18 protein-coding genes are annotated in these 17,935 nt (G+C 63.0%); 8 read left to right on the top strand and 10 right to left on the bottom strand.

Translation table 11 applies throughout. From position 1 onward, the window contains the following. Positions 1-26 precede the first annotated feature (26 nt). The 3 genes from PQQ96_RS00455 (at position 27) to PQQ96_RS00445 (ending at position 3,420) form a co-directional block, all read left to right on the top strand. Positions 27-1,187 carry an HlyD family secretion protein gene (locus tag PQQ96_RS00455; RefSeq protein WP_408287319.1) on the top strand — a complete coding sequence of 387 codons (1,161 nt, stop codon included), beginning with the start codon at positions 27-29 and terminating at the stop codon, positions 1,185-1,187. 73 nt (positions 1,188-1,260) lie between these two features. Beyond that, positions 1,261-2,817, top strand: coding sequence for a DHA2 family efflux MFS transporter permease subunit (locus tag PQQ96_RS00450; protein ID WP_408287317.1), 1,557 nt, complete (start codon positions 1,261-1,263; stop codon positions 2,815-2,817). An 87-nt stretch (positions 2,818-2,904) separates the two neighbouring features. Further along, on the top strand, positions 2,905-3,420 hold the full coding sequence (locus PQQ96_RS00445; RefSeq protein WP_408287314.1) for a DUF302 domain-containing protein: 516 nt from the start codon (positions 2,905-2,907) through the stop codon (positions 3,418-3,420). 101 nt (positions 3,421-3,521) lie between these two features. Here the strand turns inward: PQQ96_RS00445 and PQQ96_RS00440 are convergent, their stop codons facing one another. The 7 genes from PQQ96_RS00440 to PQQ96_RS00410 form a co-directional block, all read right to left on the bottom strand. Then, complete coding sequence (locus tag PQQ96_RS00440) at positions 3,522-4,433, bottom strand: LysR family transcriptional regulator (protein WP_408287311.1); 912 nt, start codon at positions 4,431-4,433, stop codon at positions 3,522-3,524. A gap of 59 nt (positions 4,434-4,492) precedes the next feature. After that, entirely contained in the window at positions 4,493-5,281 is a 789-nt protein-coding gene (locus PQQ96_RS00435; protein WP_408287310.1) for an enoyl-CoA hydratase/isomerase family protein, read from the bottom strand. Positions 5,282-5,310: 29 nt separating this feature from the next. Then, positions 5,311-6,204 carry an alpha/beta hydrolase gene (locus tag PQQ96_RS00430; protein ID WP_408287307.1) on the bottom strand — a complete coding sequence of 298 codons (894 nt, stop codon included), beginning with the start codon at positions 6,202-6,204 and terminating at the stop codon, positions 5,311-5,313. Positions 6,205-6,237: 33 nt separating this feature from the next. Continuing rightward, positions 6,238-7,428 carry an alpha/beta fold hydrolase gene (locus tag PQQ96_RS00425; RefSeq protein ID WP_408287304.1) on the bottom strand — a complete coding sequence of 397 codons (1,191 nt, stop codon included), beginning with the start codon at positions 7,426-7,428 and terminating at the stop codon, positions 6,238-6,240. Between the two features lie 28 nt (positions 7,429-7,456). Next, positions 7,457-8,167, bottom strand: a complete 711-nt coding sequence (locus tag PQQ96_RS00420; protein WP_408287302.1) for a flavin reductase family protein — start codon at positions 8,165-8,167, stop codon at positions 7,457-7,459. A 41-nt stretch (positions 8,168-8,208) separates the two neighbouring features. Further along, positions 8,209-8,667, bottom strand: a complete 459-nt coding sequence (locus tag PQQ96_RS00415; RefSeq protein WP_408287300.1) for a MaoC family dehydratase — start codon at positions 8,665-8,667, stop codon at positions 8,209-8,211. A 235-nt stretch (positions 8,668-8,902) separates the two neighbouring features. Further along, positions 8,903-9,406 carry a tautomerase family protein gene (locus PQQ96_RS00410; protein WP_408287298.1) on the bottom strand — a complete coding sequence of 168 codons (504 nt, stop codon included), beginning with the start codon at positions 9,404-9,406 and terminating at the stop codon, positions 8,903-8,905. A gap of 299 nt (positions 9,407-9,705) precedes the next feature. On the opposite strand from PQQ96_RS00410, the gene PQQ96_RS00405 reads away from it, so the two are divergent. Continuing rightward, positions 9,706-10,686 carry a helix-turn-helix domain-containing protein gene (locus tag PQQ96_RS00405; protein WP_408287297.1) on the top strand — a complete coding sequence of 327 codons (981 nt, stop codon included), beginning with the start codon at positions 9,706-9,708 and terminating at the stop codon, positions 10,684-10,686. 75 nt (positions 10,687-10,761) lie between these two features. Here the strand turns inward: PQQ96_RS00405 and PQQ96_RS00400 are convergent, their stop codons facing one another. The 3 genes from PQQ96_RS00400 to PQQ96_RS00390 all read right to left on the bottom strand — a co-directional run bounded on the left by PQQ96_RS00400 (position 10,762) and on the right by PQQ96_RS00390 (position 12,105). After that, entirely contained in the window at positions 10,762-11,157 is a 396-nt protein-coding gene (locus tag PQQ96_RS00400) for a VOC family protein (RefSeq protein ID WP_408287294.1), read from the bottom strand. An 85-nt stretch (positions 11,158-11,242) separates the two neighbouring features. After that, positions 11,243-11,599, bottom strand: a complete 357-nt coding sequence (locus PQQ96_RS00395; RefSeq protein WP_408287291.1) for a nuclear transport factor 2 family protein — start codon at positions 11,597-11,599, stop codon at positions 11,243-11,245. Positions 11,600-11,667: 68 nt separating this feature from the next. Then, positions 11,668-12,105, bottom strand: a complete 438-nt coding sequence (locus PQQ96_RS00390; protein ID WP_408287288.1) for a cupin domain-containing protein — start codon at positions 12,103-12,105, stop codon at positions 11,668-11,670. Between the two features lie 342 nt (positions 12,106-12,447). Here PQQ96_RS00390 and poxB point away from each other — a divergent pair, with 342 nt between their 5' ends. The 4 genes from poxB to PQQ96_RS00370 all read left to right on the top strand — a co-directional run bounded on the left by poxB (position 12,448) and on the right by PQQ96_RS00370 (position 17,859). Then, complete coding sequence (poxB, locus tag PQQ96_RS00385; RefSeq protein ID WP_408287285.1) at positions 12,448-14,169, top strand: ubiquinone-dependent pyruvate dehydrogenase; 1,722 nt, start codon at positions 12,448-12,450, stop codon at positions 14,167-14,169. 88 nt (positions 14,170-14,257) lie between these two features. Next, positions 14,258-14,536, top strand: a complete 279-nt coding sequence (locus PQQ96_RS00380) for a YtcA family lipoprotein (protein WP_408287283.1) — start codon at positions 14,258-14,260, stop codon at positions 14,534-14,536. A gap of 30 nt (positions 14,537-14,566) precedes the next feature. Further along, positions 14,567-15,658: a multidrug transporter subunit MdtN gene (gene mdtN / locus PQQ96_RS00375; protein ID WP_408287281.1), complete on the top strand. Its 1,092-nt coding sequence runs from the start codon at positions 14,567-14,569 to the stop codon at positions 15,656-15,658. Then, a complete protein-coding gene (locus PQQ96_RS00370) occupies positions 15,655-17,859 on the top strand; it encodes an FUSC family protein (RefSeq protein ID WP_408287279.1) in 2,205 nt (734 codons plus the stop codon). Before mdtN ends, PQQ96_RS00370 begins: the two co-directional genes overlap by 4 nt. Positions 17,860-17,935: the final 76 nt, after the last annotated feature.

The following is a 17,935-nucleotide window of genomic DNA, read 5'->3' as shown; positions in this document are numbered from 1 at the left end:
TACCTCAAACTTTATTGGAGCTACACATGAGCGCACCTCAGTCACCGTCGGATAAAGCGCCGGAAAAGAAGCCCGGCAAACGCAAACTCCTGCTCTCGCTGCTTGTTGCTTCGCTTGCGATCGCGGGCGCAGCGTATGGCGCCTACTACTTCGTCGACGCCCGTCATCACGTGGATACCGACGACGCCTACGTCAACGGCAACGTCGTGCAAATCACGCCGCAGATCACGGGGACCGTCATCGGGGTCAATGCGGACAACACGCAAATCGTCAGAAAAGGCGACCCGATCGTCCAGATCGATCCCGCGGACGCCAGGATTGCATTGCAACAGGCCGAGGCCAATTTGGGCCAGACCGTTCGCAAAGTCCATGGCCTGTATGCCGACGACGACAGATATCGCGCGGATATCGCTGAACGCCAGTCGGATCTTTCGAAGGCTCAGGACGATCTGAAGCGCCGGCTTGCCACTGGCATGACGGGAGCAGTGTCGGACGAGGAGATCTCACATGCACGTGACGCGGTCAGCTCGGCTCAGGCTGCGCTTGAGGCGGCCCGGCAACAACTCGGCGCCAATCGCGCGCTGACGGCCAACACCTCGGTCGACAAGCATCCGGACGTACTGGCAAGCGCCGCCCACGTTCGCGACGCCTACCTGGCTTATGCGCGCACTACGTTGCCGGCCCCTGTGACCGGATATATCGCGCAGCGCTCGGTTCAGGTCGGGCAGCGTGTGTCGCCCGGCGCATCGCTGATGTCCGTGGTGCCGCTCGAACAGGTCTGGGTCGATGCGAACTTCAAGGAGTGGCAGCTTCGTCACATCCGGGTTGGACAACCTGTCGATCTGACGGCCGACGTCTACGGTTCCTCCGTCGTCTATCACGGCAAGGTGGTGGGCTTTACGCCGGGCACCGGATCGGCACTCGCCCTGTTGCCGGCGCAGAACGCGACAGGCAACTGGATCAAGGTGGTGCAGCGGCTGCCGGTGCGCATCGAGATTCCGCCTGCGGAACTGGAGAAGCATCCGTTGCGTGTGGGCCTCTCAATGAACGTGGATGTCGACGTGAAAGATCATGCCGGCGCCCAACTCGGTACTGAGCCTACGGCGACCGACAAGACCGACGTCTTCGCGAAGTACGGCGACGAGGCCGATGCCGCCATCGCGCGGATCATCGCCGACAACGAATGACCTCCGCTCATTGGACCGCGGCACGTGAAGGACGCCGCGCCTTTCTTGCCCGACACAGGATAGCCGTATCACCATGACCACCAACCATCCCAATCACCCGCCGCTAACGGGGGCGACGCTCGCCCTGGGCTCCCTGAGCGTTGGCCTCGCGGGCTTTATGACCGTGCTCGACTCGTCGATCGCCAACGTCGCCATTCCCACCATTTCCGGAAACCTCGGCGTATCGGTCGACGAAGGCACGTGGGTCATCACCGTCTTTGCCGCTGCGAATGCCATCGCGATCCCGTTGACCGGCTGGCTGACGCAGAGGCTGGGACAGGTCCGGCTGTTCGTCGGCTCGATCTTGTTGTTCGTGTTTGCGTCCTGGCTGTGCGGCATCGCGCCGACGTTGCCTATCCTGTTGCTTGCGCGCGCGCTGCAGGGGGCCGTGGCCGGGCCGCTCATCCCGATGTCGCAGGCGTTGCTGCTCAGTTCGTGGCCAAAGGCGAAATCCTCGCTGGCACTTGCGCTGTTCTCGATGATCGTGGTGACCGGGCCGATTGTCGGGCCCTCGCTCGGCGGCTGGGTGACGGACAGCTATAGCTGGTCGTGGATCTTCTATATCAACATCCCGGTCGGGCTGTTCGCTGCCGCGATGGTCTGGTTGCTCTATCGCAAGCGCGATACGCCGGCCAGAAAGCTGCCAATCGACGTTGTCGGACTGGTGCTGCTGATCGTCTGGGTCGCGTCGCTTCAGGTGATGCTGGACAAGGGCAAGGATCTCGACTGGTTCTCGTCGGGCACGATCGTCGCGCTGGCTATCGTTGCCGCAGTCGGTCTCGCGGCGTTCATCATCTGGGAGCTGACAGAGAAGAACCCGATCGTCGACCTGACGCTGTTCAAGCAGCGCAACTTCCTGGGCGGCACCATTTCGATTGCCGTTGCGTATGCCATTTTCTTCGGAACGCTGGTGCTGCTTCCGCAGTGGATGCAGGAATACCTGGGATACCGGGCCGTCGACGCGGGGCTCGCCACGGCGCCGCTGGGTATTTTCGCGGTGATCGGTGCACCCATCATGGGCAAGATCCTGCCGCGTGCCGATGCACGCATCATCGGCACGTTCGCATTTATCGGATTCGCGATTGTCTACTTCATGCGGACGTTTTTCTATACCGACATCAGCGAGGGATACATCATCCTGCCGACGCTGCTGCAGGGTATTCCGATGGCGCTGTTCTTCGCTCCGCTTACCGTGATCATCCTGTCAGGGCAGCCGCCTGAAAAGGTGCCGGCCGCAGCCGGTCTGTCTACCTTTGGGCGCGTGTTCTTCGGCGGCATCGGTACGTCGCTGGCGAACGTCGTGTGGAATAACCGAACGATCATGCATCACGAGATCCTGACGCAGCAGTCGAGCCCGACCAACCCGATCTTCAATGCGCAGATGAATAACTACCATTCGCTGCTTGGTCTGGGGCAGGGTGCTTCGTATGCGTTGTTCGATCAGACAGTCCAGACACAGGCTGCCATGTTGGGGCTGAATGACGTGTTTTATGGCGCCGCGATCATCATGATCATCATCATTCCGCTTATCTGGATCACCAAGCCAGGCAAGGCGGGCGGTTCAAGCGATGCCGCCGCCAGCGCGCACTGAAAGTTGGCTGGGCGATGGGAATGCGTAGCAGACCTATCGGCCCAGCCTATCGAGTGTTAACCCAATACGATTTCGAAGGAGCTCAAAGTGAAAACATCTGAAACCCAAAGACAAATAGTCTGCGTCACGATCGATGCCGACGTCGCTTTTGAAAGCTTTGTCAAAAGCTTTCAGGAAAGACTCGGGCAATTCGACCAGGCCGCAGTTGCCGCCCTGGCAGGGCAGCCGCGCGAAGCGGCGGCCGCGATTCAAGGCATGGAGGGAGATCAAGGCTTGATGATCTTTTTTACGCTTGACCACGGTCGTGCGCTCACGATGGTCGGGCAAAGCAGGAAGGTTATCCGGTTCATATTGGGAAACCCATTGGTAGCGATACAGATGACCAGGCACGATGTACGTGCTGGCCAATATGTTCCTTTGACGCTGATTGCTTATGAAGAGGAGGAGAATCGTGTTCGCATCGAGTATGACCAGCCATCGTCTCTTCTCGATGTTTGTGAGAATGCAGGAGTGGACGAAATAGCACGCGACCTCGATACAAAGCTTCTGCTGGTGGTGGAACACGCGATCAACGATGCCTCCCAGTTCGCTGGGACGAAATAGCAGGCGTGATGGAAAGCTCGGGTGCCATGTCGTCGCGATCGCGATCTGGCCAGACGCTCGAGCGCCCCGGCCTTTGCGGCGCCGCGCGAGCGTCACCAGCGTCACCGGCGTCGCAGATGCTCGTCCTGCTCGAACAACTCGATGATCCAGTCGATGAACACCCGCACTTTGGCGCTCAGGTAGCGGTTCGGCGCGTAGATCACGTGCACGGGATTAGCCGGCGGCTGCCAGTCCTCGAGCAGCGGCACGAGTGTTCCGGCGGCGATCGCGCCGCGCACCGAGTACGTCGGTGCCTGGATTATCCCGAGGCTCGCGAGGCCCGCGGCCAGATACGCGTTCGTGTCATCCACAACGAGCCGGTGATTCAGCGCAAGATCGCCTTTCTGATCGTTGTAGGAGAACTGGAACGACAGCGCTCGGCCGCCACGCGACGGGGTCATGCCGACGGTCGGAAAATCGCGTAATTGGTCCGGCGATGCAGGCGTGCCGTGCGCGTCGAGAAATGCGGGCGTCGCGCAGGTCGTGAAGCCGAAGCTGCCGATCTGCCGCGCGATCAGGAACTGCTCGTCGACTTCGCCGGCGCGGATCGCGCAGTCGATGCCCTCGGTGACCAGGTCGGTGCGCCTGTTGCCGAGGTCGAGGTCGATCTCGATATCCGGATAGGCGCGGTAGAAGTCCGCGAGCGCGGGCACCAGCACGAGCGTACCGATGGCAGTCGGGACATCGACGTGGATCCCGCCCGAGGGTTTCCTCTGCGCATGCGTGGTGGTCGATTCGATGTCCGCGAGGTCCGCGAGCAGGCGCACGACGCGCTCGTAGTAGATCGCACCTTCAGGTGTGACTGTCACCGAGCGCGTCGTGCGGTGCAGCAGGCGAACCTTCAGATCGGCCTCGAGGTTCTGGATGAGCCGCGTCACCGTCGCCTTCGGCACGTCGAGGGTGTCGGCCGCCTTCACGAACGTCCCGGCTTCAACCACGCGGACGAATGCGTTCATTGCTGCGATGCGGTCCATGATGCGCGGCTCCATTCGATGGGAGAGACGCCATTGGACCGCAATCCCGATGCTTGCTGTTAGTGCCCGTTGAAATCCATCGCCGGGCGTGGGCGGCCCGCGTTCAGCGCATCGACTGCGGAGCGGATTCCGCGTCGCGCGTCGTCGGTGTCGAACAGCGGCATCGCGATGTCGAACATCGCTTCGTCCGCGGCCGCGACGCCGCCGACCGCCCATGCGCGCAGTAACGCCTTGTGCGCGGCATAGGCCCGAGTGGGGCCGCGTGCGACCTTGCGTGCGAAGTCGGACGATTCCTTGAGTAGGTCCGCGTCGGCGACGACGTGGTTCACGATGCCGTTGCGTTCCATCGTCGCGGCTGGGACCTTCTCCGATGTCAGCGCCCACTCGGACGCCCGCGCGCGGCCCGCGCGCTCCGCGACCCGGTAGATGCCGCCAAGCACGGTGACGATCCCGAGCGTCTGTTCAGGATGCCCAAACGTCGCGGATTCGGCTGCGAAGATCACGTCCGCGCGCAGCGCAAGTTCGAGGCCGCCGCCGAAACATAGGCCCTGCACCGCGGCGACGACCGGCAACGGCAGGTGCTCGAAGCGATTGAACACGGACATATAGTGGCCGAAGCGGGCACGCAGTTCGCGGACGCTCGCATCGGGCCAGGTCATGATGTCGCCGCCGAACGAAAAGTTTTCGCCTTCGCCGCGCACGAGCACCGCGCGCACGTCGCTGCGCTCGATCGCGGTGACAGCCTCGGCCAGTTCGTCGACCATCTGGTCGTCGATGCGATTCTGCGGAGGGCGGTCGAGGACGATCGTCGCGAGGCCTTCGTCGAAGTTGACAGTCAGGTGAGACATGGGAGAGTCCTTTATCGTGAAAGTGGACGTTAGCCGAGGTGCTGCCTGAACCACTCGACTGCGGCTTCGCTGGAATGACGGAATTGCGACAGATACGGATCGAAGTGCCCGCCTTCAATCGTCACGAGCCGCTTCGGCTGGAGCGCACGCTCATAGGCTGCGAGTTCGAGGTCGGTCAGCGTGATCGCGTCGCGCATGGCGACCACCATCAGGAGCGGTGTTGGCGAAACGCGCGCGATCCAGTGGCCGGGCTCGTACATGCGAGCGGCGCGTGTCGAGCGGACTGTCACGTTGTTTTCCCACGCGCCGTCCGGCAGCGGCTGCAGATAGAAGTCGAGCGCGTCCTTCGCTCGATACGACGCCGGGATCGCGGGGTCGGCACTGACGATCGCCTGACGCCGGGGCGGTTCGCCGCGCAACTGTGCGCGATCGTCGTCGGCGAACGCTTCTTCGATCGCCGCAACGTTCTCCGGCGGAATGCGGCGCAGCCCCTGTTCGTAGCCGCTAATTGTCGGCACCTGCGCGACGACGCAGCGCAGGCGCCGGTCGGTTGCGCCGAGCACGATCGCATGGCCGCCCGCATAGCTCGTGCCCCAGAGGCCGATGCGAGCAGGATCGACGACGTCGAGACTTTCGAGGAAGCTGATGGCGCGTCGCCAGTCCGCGATCTGACGCCACGGATCGATGTCGTGGCGCGGCGTGCCTTCGCTCGCGCCGAAGCCGCGATGGTCGTGCAGCAGCACGACGAAGCCGGCTTCGGCGAACGCGCGCGCGAACGGCTCGAGCGCGTGCTCCTTCACGCCGGCGTAGCCGTGCGCCATGGTGATCGCGGGTCGCCGTCCTTCGCCGGGTGGAACGAAGAGCCAGCCGCGCAGCTTGACGCTGCCGTCCACTTCGAATTCCACGTCGGTATGTTTGATCATGTCAATCTCCTGAATTTTGCATGGGCGCGCGAATCACGCACCGCGATAGAAGAAGCTTGCGTCGAGCTGCCCTTGCAGGACGCGGCCGAGTTCGGCTGAGAATTTCAGCGCGCCGCCGAGCGGGCGATGATGGATTGCCACGTGAACGATCTTGCCTTGCGCGTTCTTCGTCAGCACTGTGATCCCACGCATCTGCTCGCCACCGAATGCCCGCACTTCCCATTCGAGGTAGTTGCGCGGGTCGTTGTGCGCTTCGTGCGTGAATGAGAGCGCCTCGTAGATCTTGCTCGCGGCGGTCATGACGGTCTTGACCTGATCGCTGCCGACGACCGGTTTCGCGAGCGCGCTCGCTTCGAGCACGACGTTCGGGTCGAAGGCATCGGCGAACGCGTCCGCGGACTTTTGCTCGAACGCGCGGGTCCAGCCCTGCGGCGCGACCGGCGCGACCGGCACGCCCGGCACGTTCGACGTGTGCGAGGCCGGTTCGAGATTCGCGAGAAACGATGCGACGATGCGCGCGACCGCGTCCGGCTGCTCGGCGTGTGGCCAATGGCCCGCGCGCTCGATTGAGACGACGTTCGGCGCTTCGAAGCGCGGCGTTACGCCTGACGAGATCAACTCGGCGGTGACGAATGCGTCGCCGCCGCCGCGGATGATCAGCACGGGGCCGCGATATCGCGCAGGTTCGGCGCCCGACGGATGGCCGTTGTTCCACAGATCGGCGAAGGTGCCGATTGCTGCGGCGTCGACGCGGTCGCCTAGCTGGCTGAGACGTTCGAGTGGCGCGTCGCCGAGGTTCACTGACAGGTTGCGGCGCAATTCGCGCTGCGCGGCAGGATTGCCGCCGAGTGCATGGAAAGGACGCATCGCGTCGTCTGGCAGGCCAGCGCCGCGTAGCGGCACTGGCGTCAGCAGCACGAGGCCGCGGACCTGCTCGTCCAGCCGTTGGGCGACGAGCTCGGCGATCTGCGCGCCCATGCTGTGCCCGACGAGCACAACCGGCCGCGACAGCACACGGACTTGCGTCGTGATGTCAGCCGCGAAGCGCTCCAGACTGTACGGGCCGGGTTCGCCGGCGCGCGCGCCCATTCCCGGAAGATCGACGCGCAACGCACTGGCCGCGCGGTCGCTCAGGTGCAGGGCGAGGTCGTCCCATGCGTCGGCGCCGTCAAGGAAGCCGTGGATGAACACCAGCGCGGGCTGGGTCGGATGAGTCGAATTCATGTGTAGAACCTCTTGAGTCGTTCGGAAATCAGCGCGTCGCGCCGGATGCGGACCAGTTCGCCGTGTCGATCGGCGAGTAGCCGTCCGCGAATCCGTCGAGCCGGCCGATTCTCTTGTCCTGCAGCAGCGTGAGGACCTGTGAGTCGAGCGGCGTCGTGAACGCGTTTTGCACCACCGTGTATTCCGCGGCGAGGCGGCCGACCGCCTGCAGGCCGGCGGTGTCGATGCGGCCTCGATCGAGGTAGAGGTCGTCACGAATCTGGAAGCGGAGCACTTCGCCGAATACCACGTGGTCGTTCTGGTCGCCGATCGGGATGATCCGCTCGACCTTGCATTCGAAAGCGATCGGCGCCGCTGCCACGCGCGGCGGACGGACCGTCAGCGACGCGGCCTTCATGAGGCCGACCGCGTCGAACTCGTCGACCTCGGACGGGAACTCGAACGCGGTGCGGTGCATCGCGTCCGCGAGATCGAGGCTCACGATGTTGACGACGAATTCGCCGGTGTCGCGGATGTTGACGAACGTGTCCTTCAGCGTGACGCCGTCGGAGCGCGGCTGCATCGAGATCGATACCATCGGCGGCTTGCGGCCGACCGCGGTGAAGAACGAGATCGGCGCGAGATTTGCGACGCCGTCTTTGGAGAGCGTGCTGACCCATGCTATTGCGCGCGGCAGGATCGAGCCAATCAGCAGTTTGTAGTTCGCACTGGCGTCCTGCGTGGCGGGATCGACGATCATGTTAAGTCTCCTGGAAATGTATTTGGTTTTCGGTCGGGTGTTCAACGCGAAGCGCGGCGGCGCGCGACGATCAGCTTTGCGCTCAGGTTCTGCACGACGTCGCCATGCTGATTGATCGTTCTGGAGCGCAGCACCAACATTCCACGATCGGTGCGCGAGCGAGAGGGGATCAGCTCCGCGACTTCGCTTTCGACATGCAGCACGTCGCCGGGGCGCGTCGGCATCTTCCATTCGATCTCGGCGCCGGCGCCGAGCACACCGTTGGCCAGCTTTGGGCCGCCGGAGACGAGCAGACGCATCGTGATCGCTGCGGTATGCCAGCCGCTCGCGGCGAGGCCGCCGAACATCGTGCCGCGCGCGGCTTCATCGTCGAGATGGAACGGTTGCGGATCGAACTCCGCGGCAAACCGTTTGATATCGGCAGCGTTTACTTCATACGAACCGGTGGTGAAGGTGTCGCCGACTTTGAGGTCGTCGAAATAGAGCGTCTCCTGACTCATGATCGTGTCCTTTGAAGCTGGGGAGGGCGGGCCGGCCGACCGATTTCGTTCGCTGTCCCGTGGGTGTTGGGGCTAATGTAAGGAATGTCTCGGAGACGAAAAAGAGAGCGCGAGTGAATGCATCATTTCAATTTCATCAATGATCGATACGGCGCGACTCCACGCTGCTGAGATACCGTGATTCATACAACAACCGGTTTTGAGGCGCGGTCTCCGGGGTTACCGGAGACGGTGTTTATTTACTTACGGTGTATGGGACATCGATGCGGGGGCGGGCAGCCACGGCCTGTTCCATGGCGTCGATGCGTTCGCTATCGAGCTGCAATGTCCGTGCGGTGAACACGGTGGTCCAGGTCTGCCCGTCGATACTCCAGGTACCGCTCGGAATCTCCTCGATAATGCAGAATACGCGTGGGCCGCTGCCGTCGCCCTTCGTTCCGTCGACTTCAAGGATTGTGTCGGTCAGCTCGCGGGCGAGACTATCGATCCGCTTTTGATCCATGAACCCCGCCATGACCCGAACATTGACTCGATAAATGTTCTGCCTGGGAGACTTTCCGGCGACGGTGATGTGATGTTGGGGGCGTTCGTCGAGATAGACCCAGGCGACGGACGCGGATGTCTCGTTAACTTCGATTCCTTCCCAGCGCAGCGCGATGGACCACAGCTTCGCCGAGAGCTTGCTTTGGGCTTCTGTGTTCAGTGAACCTTGCGCAAAGGTAACATCCATAAGTGGCATAACCAGTACTCCTGATATTGAAGGGTGGGTGGATCAAGGATTGACCTACGCTTGAGTTGGTGATGCATATCACGTCCCCCAGGGCGAGCTTCGGCCCTCTGGGTCGCTAGTGCGGAACCCGCGTGGATCGATGGATTGACGGTAACAGCCGTGGCGGCGTGCTGTTTGCATTTCCGTGCGCGGAGAATTGCCGTATAGCGCACTCGCTGTGAGACCCTTGTCGTGTCAGTGTTTCACAACCATACGTCGTCGGAGTCGAAGTGATATAAATGGAAGAGGCGCTGTGATTGGAGACAGACTTGCAAAATACTTTCACTGAATGGTCGATCGACCGGATTCCCGCGAACGATCGCACAGACGCCTGGCAGGATGTGCTGAGTCACAGCTACAGGGAGTGGCAGGTTCCGCAACGCTTGCCTGCGACGTTCTATGCGAGTGTGAAGCAACACGACTTCGCCGGCGCCGGGATTGTTGAAACGATATGTGACCCTTGCATCGGAGAACGGAGACGCGCTCAGGTGCGGCATGACGATGAGTTGTATGTGGGTGTCCAACTGACAACCGGTGGCCGCGAGCGATTCAGGATTGGCGATTCCGGGGTGGAGGTGGCATCGGGCGACCTCGTGGTATGGACGACCGATCAGGAGGTGCAGTTCGAAGTGCTCGAGCGGCTGCACAAGGTGACGTTGATGATCCCCTGGTCATTGATGCGGGAGCGTTTGCCGGAGCGAAAGCAGCCGCCGTCGGGCGGCAAGATCGAAAGCCGTACGGGGGTCGGTTCGCTGCTGGCGGTCCACCTGCTGGCATTGTCGAACCAGATCGACAGCCTTGACCAGAGTGTTCAGGCTTCTGTGAGCCGGTCCACGCTCGAACTTCTCGGCATTGCCCTCTCAGGCCAGCAGCCCTCGGCGATATTCGATGCGAGTGCCGCGATGCTGCGGCGCGTGAAGGACTTCATCCTGCAGCACCTTCATGAGGAAGATCTGAATCCGACGCGCATCGCAGAGGCGAACAACATCTCGCTGCGCTACCTGCATATGCTGTTCCAGCGCAGCGAGATGACCGTGTCAGGATTCATCCTGGACAGTCGTCTGCACGTATGCAAAGAGGCGTTGATTGATCCCGCCTTCCAGCGCCTGCAAATTTCCGAGATCGCGTTCCGCTGGGGCTTCAATTCGTTAAGCCATTTCTGCCGGACCTTCCGGCAGCGGTATGGCGCCTCGCCCGGCGACGTGCGCCGCGCAGCGCCGCGTGGCACTGCGGACGCGGACGTTGTCTGACCCTGACCCTGACCCTGACCCTGACTTTGACTCGGACAAGCGGCGGTGGCGCGCCTGACTCGCCACCGCGCCGCATCACATGTAATGCCCTGAGCGCTCCAGCACTTCGATCTTGTAGCCGTCGGGGTCCTGGATGAAGAAAAAGCGCGCAAGCATCTCGTCGCCTCGTTTGAATTCCTTCACTGCGGCCGGATTGATGCCCAGTCCCGCCATCCGCTCGTGCTCAGCTTCGAGGTCTTCAACCGCGACAGCGACGTGCCCGTAGCCATCGCCATGCGTGTAGGCTGGCGCGCGACCCTTGTTCCAGGTGAGCTCGATCTCGAAGTCGTTCTCTTCGTTGCGCAGATACACGAGCGAGAAGTCGGGGAAGTCCAGGCGGTGCCTGGGCGAGAGTCCGAGCGCATCCTTGTAGAACTGCAACGACCGGTCAAGGTTGTGAACGCGGATCATGGAGTGAATGATCTTGGCCAATTTTTCCTTCCAGAAATAGTAATCCTATATAAACGCTAAACTCGGACCTGGCCGGACGGTTCCTGCTGACTGGTACGAGGGGCGCTTAGCCTGAGAGGGGGGTGAAGGTCTGGACCGCGATCTTTCCCTCCTTGACGACCAGCGTATCGGTCGCAAGCGTCACCCACGGCTTCGCCTCCCACGCCAGGTAGGCGACTTCGCCAGCCGTGCTCCTGCTCGTGATCTTGAATGCTGGCCAGAATCCGGGATCGGCGCTTTCGAGGAATGCCTTGAAGAAGGCGCGGATCTCCGCGCCGCCACGATAGGTATTGTCCGGCGTGATGATCGTGGAGCTGTCGTCGTAGTCTTTCAGAAGCTCGTCCAGACCTTGAGCGAATGCGCCGAGATGATGGTCGAATACCTGCTGGGTGGCACCATCGACCTGTGCTGAAGCATGGGTCATGTTCAATGTCTCCAAAACCGGTTGCGGATGCCGCAAGCAGGCTGACCGGCGTGCGGCTCAGTGCAGGCTTAGCCCGCGTAGGCGCGCTGCGCTTCGTCCCACGTCACGACGACGATCGGCGTGCCGTCTTCCTTGATGAATGACAGTGGGCCGAGGAAAGTCATGTAGAACTCGCTGTCGACGGGGAAATACGTCTTGTCGTGCCGCGCGTTCGCGGATTCGTAGCCGTATGCGGGCGCGATGACGGTGTCACCACCGTGCTCGGTACCGCCGCGGACATCCATGCGGCCTTTCATCAGAAGATACTCGCCGGGCCCGACATGGAAGTGGGCATTAAATGAGGAGCCGGCCGGGCAGTCGAAAATCGCTGTCCAGGCACCCATCTCGGGCGATGCATGCAGCATCTTCCAACGGATGCCGCCATGGGAAAGCGCGTCGGGGAACGCCTTCCAGGGGATATCGTTCAGTTGAACGGCTTCTTCACGGACCTTCGGCTTGATTTCCATCATCGTCTCCTGTGATATCGCCGCTCTCCCAAAGGGGCGGCAGGTTTTGCAGCGTGAGACAACGATATCGCCGACAGAGCAGGCCGCGCTTGCCCTGTAGCGCAGGGCCGCTTGCCCGCTAGTGCAGGGAGTGTTATCCCCCGGCGCACACGATTTCCTTTCAAAACGTCACCGTGCGAATCCTAAAGCACGTCCGGACGAGCCGCGACACCATGGCTGCAGTCAACCCGAGGCCGCCGGTACACGTGCCTGCCCGCCTCGTCATCGGGAGAGCGAGATGCTGAAGGGATACACAGTACCGCGGACGCCGCCCGGCAAGTCGTCGCTGAATTCGGAGGCATCATGACCACCGCTGCGGACTATCTGGTCGATGCCCTGACGCAGGCCGGCGTGAAGCGTATTTACGGCGTCGTCGGCGATTCGCTGAACGGCATCTCCGATTCGCTCAGGCGTTCCGGCGAGATCGACTGGGTCCACGTGCGGCACGAGGAAGGCGCGGCCTTCGCGGCCGGTGCGGAAGCGCATCTCACTGGTCAACTGGCGGTGTGCGCCGGCAGTTGCGGACCGGGCAACCTGCACCTGATCAACGGGCTGTTCGACTGCCACCGCAGCGGCGTGCCCGTGCTCGCGATCGCCGCGCACATTCCCAGCTCGGAGATCGGCATCGACTACTTTCAGGCGACGCATCCGGAAAGCCTGTTCAAGGAGTGCAGCCACTACGTGGAACTCGTGTCGAACGTCGGCCAGTTGCCGCAGATCCTGACCCGCGCGATGCGAGTCGCGGTCGGTCGGCGCGGCGTGGCGGTCGTCGTGATTCCGGGCGACGTCGCGCTGTCAACTACGACTGCCGAGGTTGCGCCCTGGCTGGTGCCGTCGACGCCGCCCGTGGTGCGTCCGGCCGACGACGAGATCGCGCGCCTTGCGGATAGGCTGCACGCTGCATCGCGGGTGACGCTGATGTGCGGCGCCGGCTGCGCGGGTGCGCACGACGAAGTGGTCGAGCTCGCGAAACGCCTGAAGGCGCCTGTCGTGCACTCGCTGCGCGGCAAGGAGATCATCGAACACGATAACCCGTACGACGTCGGCATGACGGGGATGGTCGGGTTCGCGTCGGGCTACGCCGCGATGAAGGCGTGCGACATGCTGCTGCTGCTCGGTACCGATTTTCCTTACCGGCAGTTCTATCCGGAAGACGCAACGATCGCGCAGATCGACGTGCGTCCCGAAGCGCTCGGCAACCGCTGTTCGCTCGATCTTGGCCTCGTCGGCACAGTCAAGGATACGCTCGCCGCATTGCTGCCGGTCCTCAAGGAAAAGACCGATTCGTCGCATCTCGACAGCGCACTCGCGCATTACCGGCAGGCGCGCAAGGATCTCGACTCGCTCGCCGAGAGCAACCCGTCGAGCACGACGATCCATCCGCAGTATGTAACGCGGCTCGTGAGCCAGCTTGCGGCCGACGACGCGATCTTCACCTGCGACGTTGGCACGCCGATCGCATGGACGGCGCGCTACCTGCAACTGAACGGCCGGCGCCGGCTGGTCGGTTCGTTCAATCACGGCTCGATGGCGAACGCGATGCTGCATGCGATCGGCGCGCAGGCCGCGTATCCCGGCCGTCAGGTGATCTCGATGTCCGGTGACGGTGGGTTCACGATGATGATGGGCGAGTTCATCACGCTGGTTCAGGCGAAGCTGCCAGTGAAAGTGATCGTGCTGAACAACGGCACGCTCGGCTTCGTGGAAATCGAAATGCGCGCGTCCGGCTTCGTCGATACCGGCACCGAACTCGTCAATCCGAACTTCGCGCGCATGGCCGAGGCGATGGGCGTGAAGGGCATCCGCGTCGAAAAACCGCAGGAACTCGAAGGCGCGCTTGCGGCGGCGCTCGCACATGACGGGCCTGCGCTAGTCGACGTCGTCAGTGCGCGCCAGGAACTGATCATGCCGCCGAAGACGACGATCGATGAAGCCTGGCATTTCGGACTCTTCATGATGAAGGCGGTGATGGATGGCCGCGGCAGCGAGCTGATCGATCTCGCGAAAGTGAACCTGACGCGCTGACCCGCAGTATCCGGCGTTTCCGGTGTACCCGGACCGCGCGCGCCGTTGAACCGTATTGCTTCATTGCCTGCAATCAGGGGAGACGGCGATGTCGAGTGGTTTGCGCCCTGGGCGCCATGCATGGACGATCCTGATGTCGTGCGCGACGCTGACAGCCTGTAGCGACGCGCCGTCGGTCGGCGTGCTGGGCGCGTATTTTCCGGACTGGCTGTTTTGCATCGTGGGCGGTGTGCTGCTGGTTGCGTGCGTGCACGTGCTGCTGTCGAAGAGTGGCTGCGGCAATTGGCTCACGCCGCCCGCGATCGTCTACCCGGCGCTGACGGTGCTGTTTTCGATTGCGCTCTGGGTAGCAGGCTTCAACCTGTAACCCGTTTAACCTACAACCGACCGTGTAACCATGACCGCTGCCCACAGCACGGACTCAGGAAAGCAGCGTCCACGAACCTGGCCCGCCATGTTGCTGCTCGTGCTGGCCGTGATCGCGGTTATCGCTGTGATCTGGCGCGTGGATACCGTACCGCGCACCGACGACGCCTATGCGTACGCCGACACGATTGGCGTCTCGCCCGAAGTCAGCGGCAAGATTGTTACGCTTGCGGTGCGCAACAACCAGGCGGTGAAGCAGGGCGATCTGCTGTTCGAGATCGACCCGCGGCCGTATCAGTTCGCGTTGCAGCGCGCACAGGCGGCGCTCGCGCAACTCGATGCGCAGATTCCGCTGACGCAGCGCACCGTCAATGCGCAAGGATTCAGCGCGGACGCTGCAAAATCGGCGGTCGTGCGCGCGCAGACCGCAGCGAAGCAGGCGGGGGACACGCTGGCGAGAATGGAGCCGCTGATCGGAAAGGGCTACATCTCCGCCGACGACCTGGAGCGCGCGCGTACCACGCAGCGTTCCGCGCAGGCCGAGCTCGCTGCCGCGCAAGCACAGGCGCGCGAGGCGCAGGCGGCGGTCAGCAGCGTCGCCGCGCTCGTTGCGCAGCGCGCGGTGCTGAGCGCCGAAATCGCGACGGCGCAGCTCAACCTCGAATACGCGACCGTGCGCGCGCCGTTCGATGGCCGCGTCGTCGAGCTGCGCACCTCCGTCGGCCAATTCGTGTCCGCGCAAAAACCCGTCTTCACGTTGATCGATACACGGCACTGGTACGTGATCGCCAATCTCCGCGAGAACGAGCTCGGCGATATCCGGCCCGGCACTCGCGCGACCGTGTACCTGATGAGTAATACCCGCATCCGTTTCAGCGGCTCGGTCGATTCGATCGGTTTCGGCGTTGATCCGCAGGACGGCGGCGGCACCGCGAACGGTCTGCCGAACATCCAGCGCAGCATTAACTGGGTGCACGTCGCGCAGCGCTTTCCTGTGAAGATCTTGGTCGAGCATCCCGATCCACAACTGTTCCGGATCGGCACGTCCGCCGTTGCCGTGCTGCAGCCCGACCGTCGCGACAATCGTGACAATCGCGCCACGCCCGCAGGAGCGCCGTCATGAGCGGGCTCGACGGCGTCGGGCACCGTCTCGCCTGGCCGCGGCCGCTCGGGCAACTGGCTGCGTTCCTGCGCGCGGAGCTAGCCGCGTTTCCGGGGCGCGCCAACGTGACCATGCGCAGCGTGCTCGGCTGCGCGATCGTGCTTGTCGTGTCGATGACCTTGCAGGTGCCGGAGCTGGCGTTGTCACTGATAGCGGTATTCTTCGTCATGCAGTCGAATATCGTGGTGACCCGCCTCGTCGCACTCATGGCCGTGATCGGCACGACCTGCGCGATCGCCTGCATCATCGGCGTCTACAGGCTGACGTTCGACTACCCGCTGCTGCGCATCATCGTCGCAAGCGCCATCTTTTTCTGCAGCGCTTATCTGATGCGGGCCGTGGCAAAACTGGGGCTGGTGTTCTTTCTCGTCTCGCTGATCGTGATTTACGGGCAGACCTTTGCCGATCTGACCGATAACGCGGAAGCGCTGGTGCGTGACTGTCTGTGGGTGTGGGTGGCGGTCAACTACTCAGTTGTCCTGTCGCTGATCATCAACACGCTGTTTCTGCCAGCCGAACCGGAGCAGCAGTTGCGCGCCGCCATGCAACGGCAGCTCGCGACGGCCCGTGCGCGGCTTGCGGTCATGATCGACGCGAACGCGCCGGCCGTGCGCATCGGCCCGCTCGATCTCGAGCGCGGCGCACTCGCGTTGCAGAAGCTGTTGCGCTTTTCGACCATGCGTCACCACTACAGCCAGGAAGATGCCTCGGCGTGGTTGGCCTGCTTGACCGTGGTATCGCGCATCTTCGAAGCTGCGGCGGTGTTGCCTGAGCATGCAGTCGCGCACGACGCCGGGCAGATCGATGCCATCCGCGTGGTGCAGGACGAACTCGTGTCGCTCGATCATGCGATTGGCGACAACGTGCAATGGGTGCATTGGAGCGCATCGCACGAGGCGCGGGCGTCGACCTCGATACCGGCGCTCGACGCGATGCAACGCGCGCTCAACGCGTTCTCGGAGGCCACTCGGGCTGCCGTCGCGCCGACGCCGCCGGAGGATGCGGCCGCCGGCAGTGCAACGGAGAAAGGCGAGAAAGGGAATAAGGCGGAGCAAGCGACGAAAGTGACGAAAGCGGCGGCGCGTTCCGCGCAGCCCGAACCGGACGTCTTCGCGAATCCGCGTTACGCGCGCTTCGCGCTGCGTACGCTGTTCTCGGTACTGATCTGCTATGTGTTCTACAACGCGGTGAACTGGCCCGGTATCCACACGATCATGCTGACGTGTCTCGTGGTCGCGCTGCCGAGTCTTGGCGCATCGAGCCGCCAGGGCGTGCTGCGGATCAGCGGTGCATTGATCGGCAGTGCACTGGCGCTGTTCATGGTCGCGTTCGTGATTCCGCAACTGGAAAGCGTGACCGGGCTGCTGCTGATGAGCTTGCCCGTGATCGCTCTCGGCGCCTGGGTGTCGGCGGGTTCCGAGCGGAGCGCCTATGCCGGGATCCAGATCATGTTTACGTTTGCGCTGGCGCTGCTCGAATCGTTCTCGCCGCCGTCAGATCTCACCGAGATCCGCGACCGGATCGTTGGCATCATCCTGGGTGTCGGTGTGGCCACTTTCATCCAGATGTCGATGTGGCCGGAGCGCGAATCGGATGGCCTGCGTACGCAACTGACTTCGATATTGCGCAAGATCGCGGCGCTGGCGCGTATCGAGGCGAAGGCGGTGCTCACCGGTCCGCGCGCGACGGATTCGCAGGCGGTGGTTGAAACGTGGGCCATGGTCGCGGATTGCGAGATGGCTCTCGCGCGTGTCGCGCTCGAACCCGACTGGCGCGAGGGGGAGACGACACGAATTACGCTGCTGTCGCAGACGATGCTCGCGCAGAGCCGTGCGCTGCTCATCGCGATCGAAGCGTTTCATCATGAAGCGATGATCAATGCGTCGGCAGGCGCGCCGATGGAGCGTGCAGCGAAGTTTCAGTCGGATGTCACGGATGCGCTGGAGCGATACGCGTCACAGCTCGCGGCCGAGCCACCGGCCGCGACGACGCCGGCGCCGCTCGACCCGAGTGGACTGCGCACCGCGCCGGCAGCGATAGCGGGCAGGGCAGGCGCAGAAACGCTGGAACGCCTCGCGCTACGGATTGATGCGGCACTCGCCGGGTTGCCACGCTGGTGGGCCGACGAGCGTGGGGCCGGCGAATTCGCGAATGCGGGGTGATCTGCGATGACACGCTTAGCCTGCATCCTGCGCCGCGTGCTGCGCTTACCGCGCTTACTGAGCCTGTGGCGCCTGA

Origin of the sequence: Paraburkholderia sediminicola, assembly GCF_046027825.1 — a bacterium.
Lineage (GTDB): Bacteria > Pseudomonadota > Gammaproteobacteria > Burkholderiales > Burkholderiaceae > Paraburkholderia > Paraburkholderia sediminicola_D.
The sequence above is the reverse complement of the archived record's forward strand: the minus strand, read 5'-3'. Positions and strand labels throughout refer to the sequence as shown.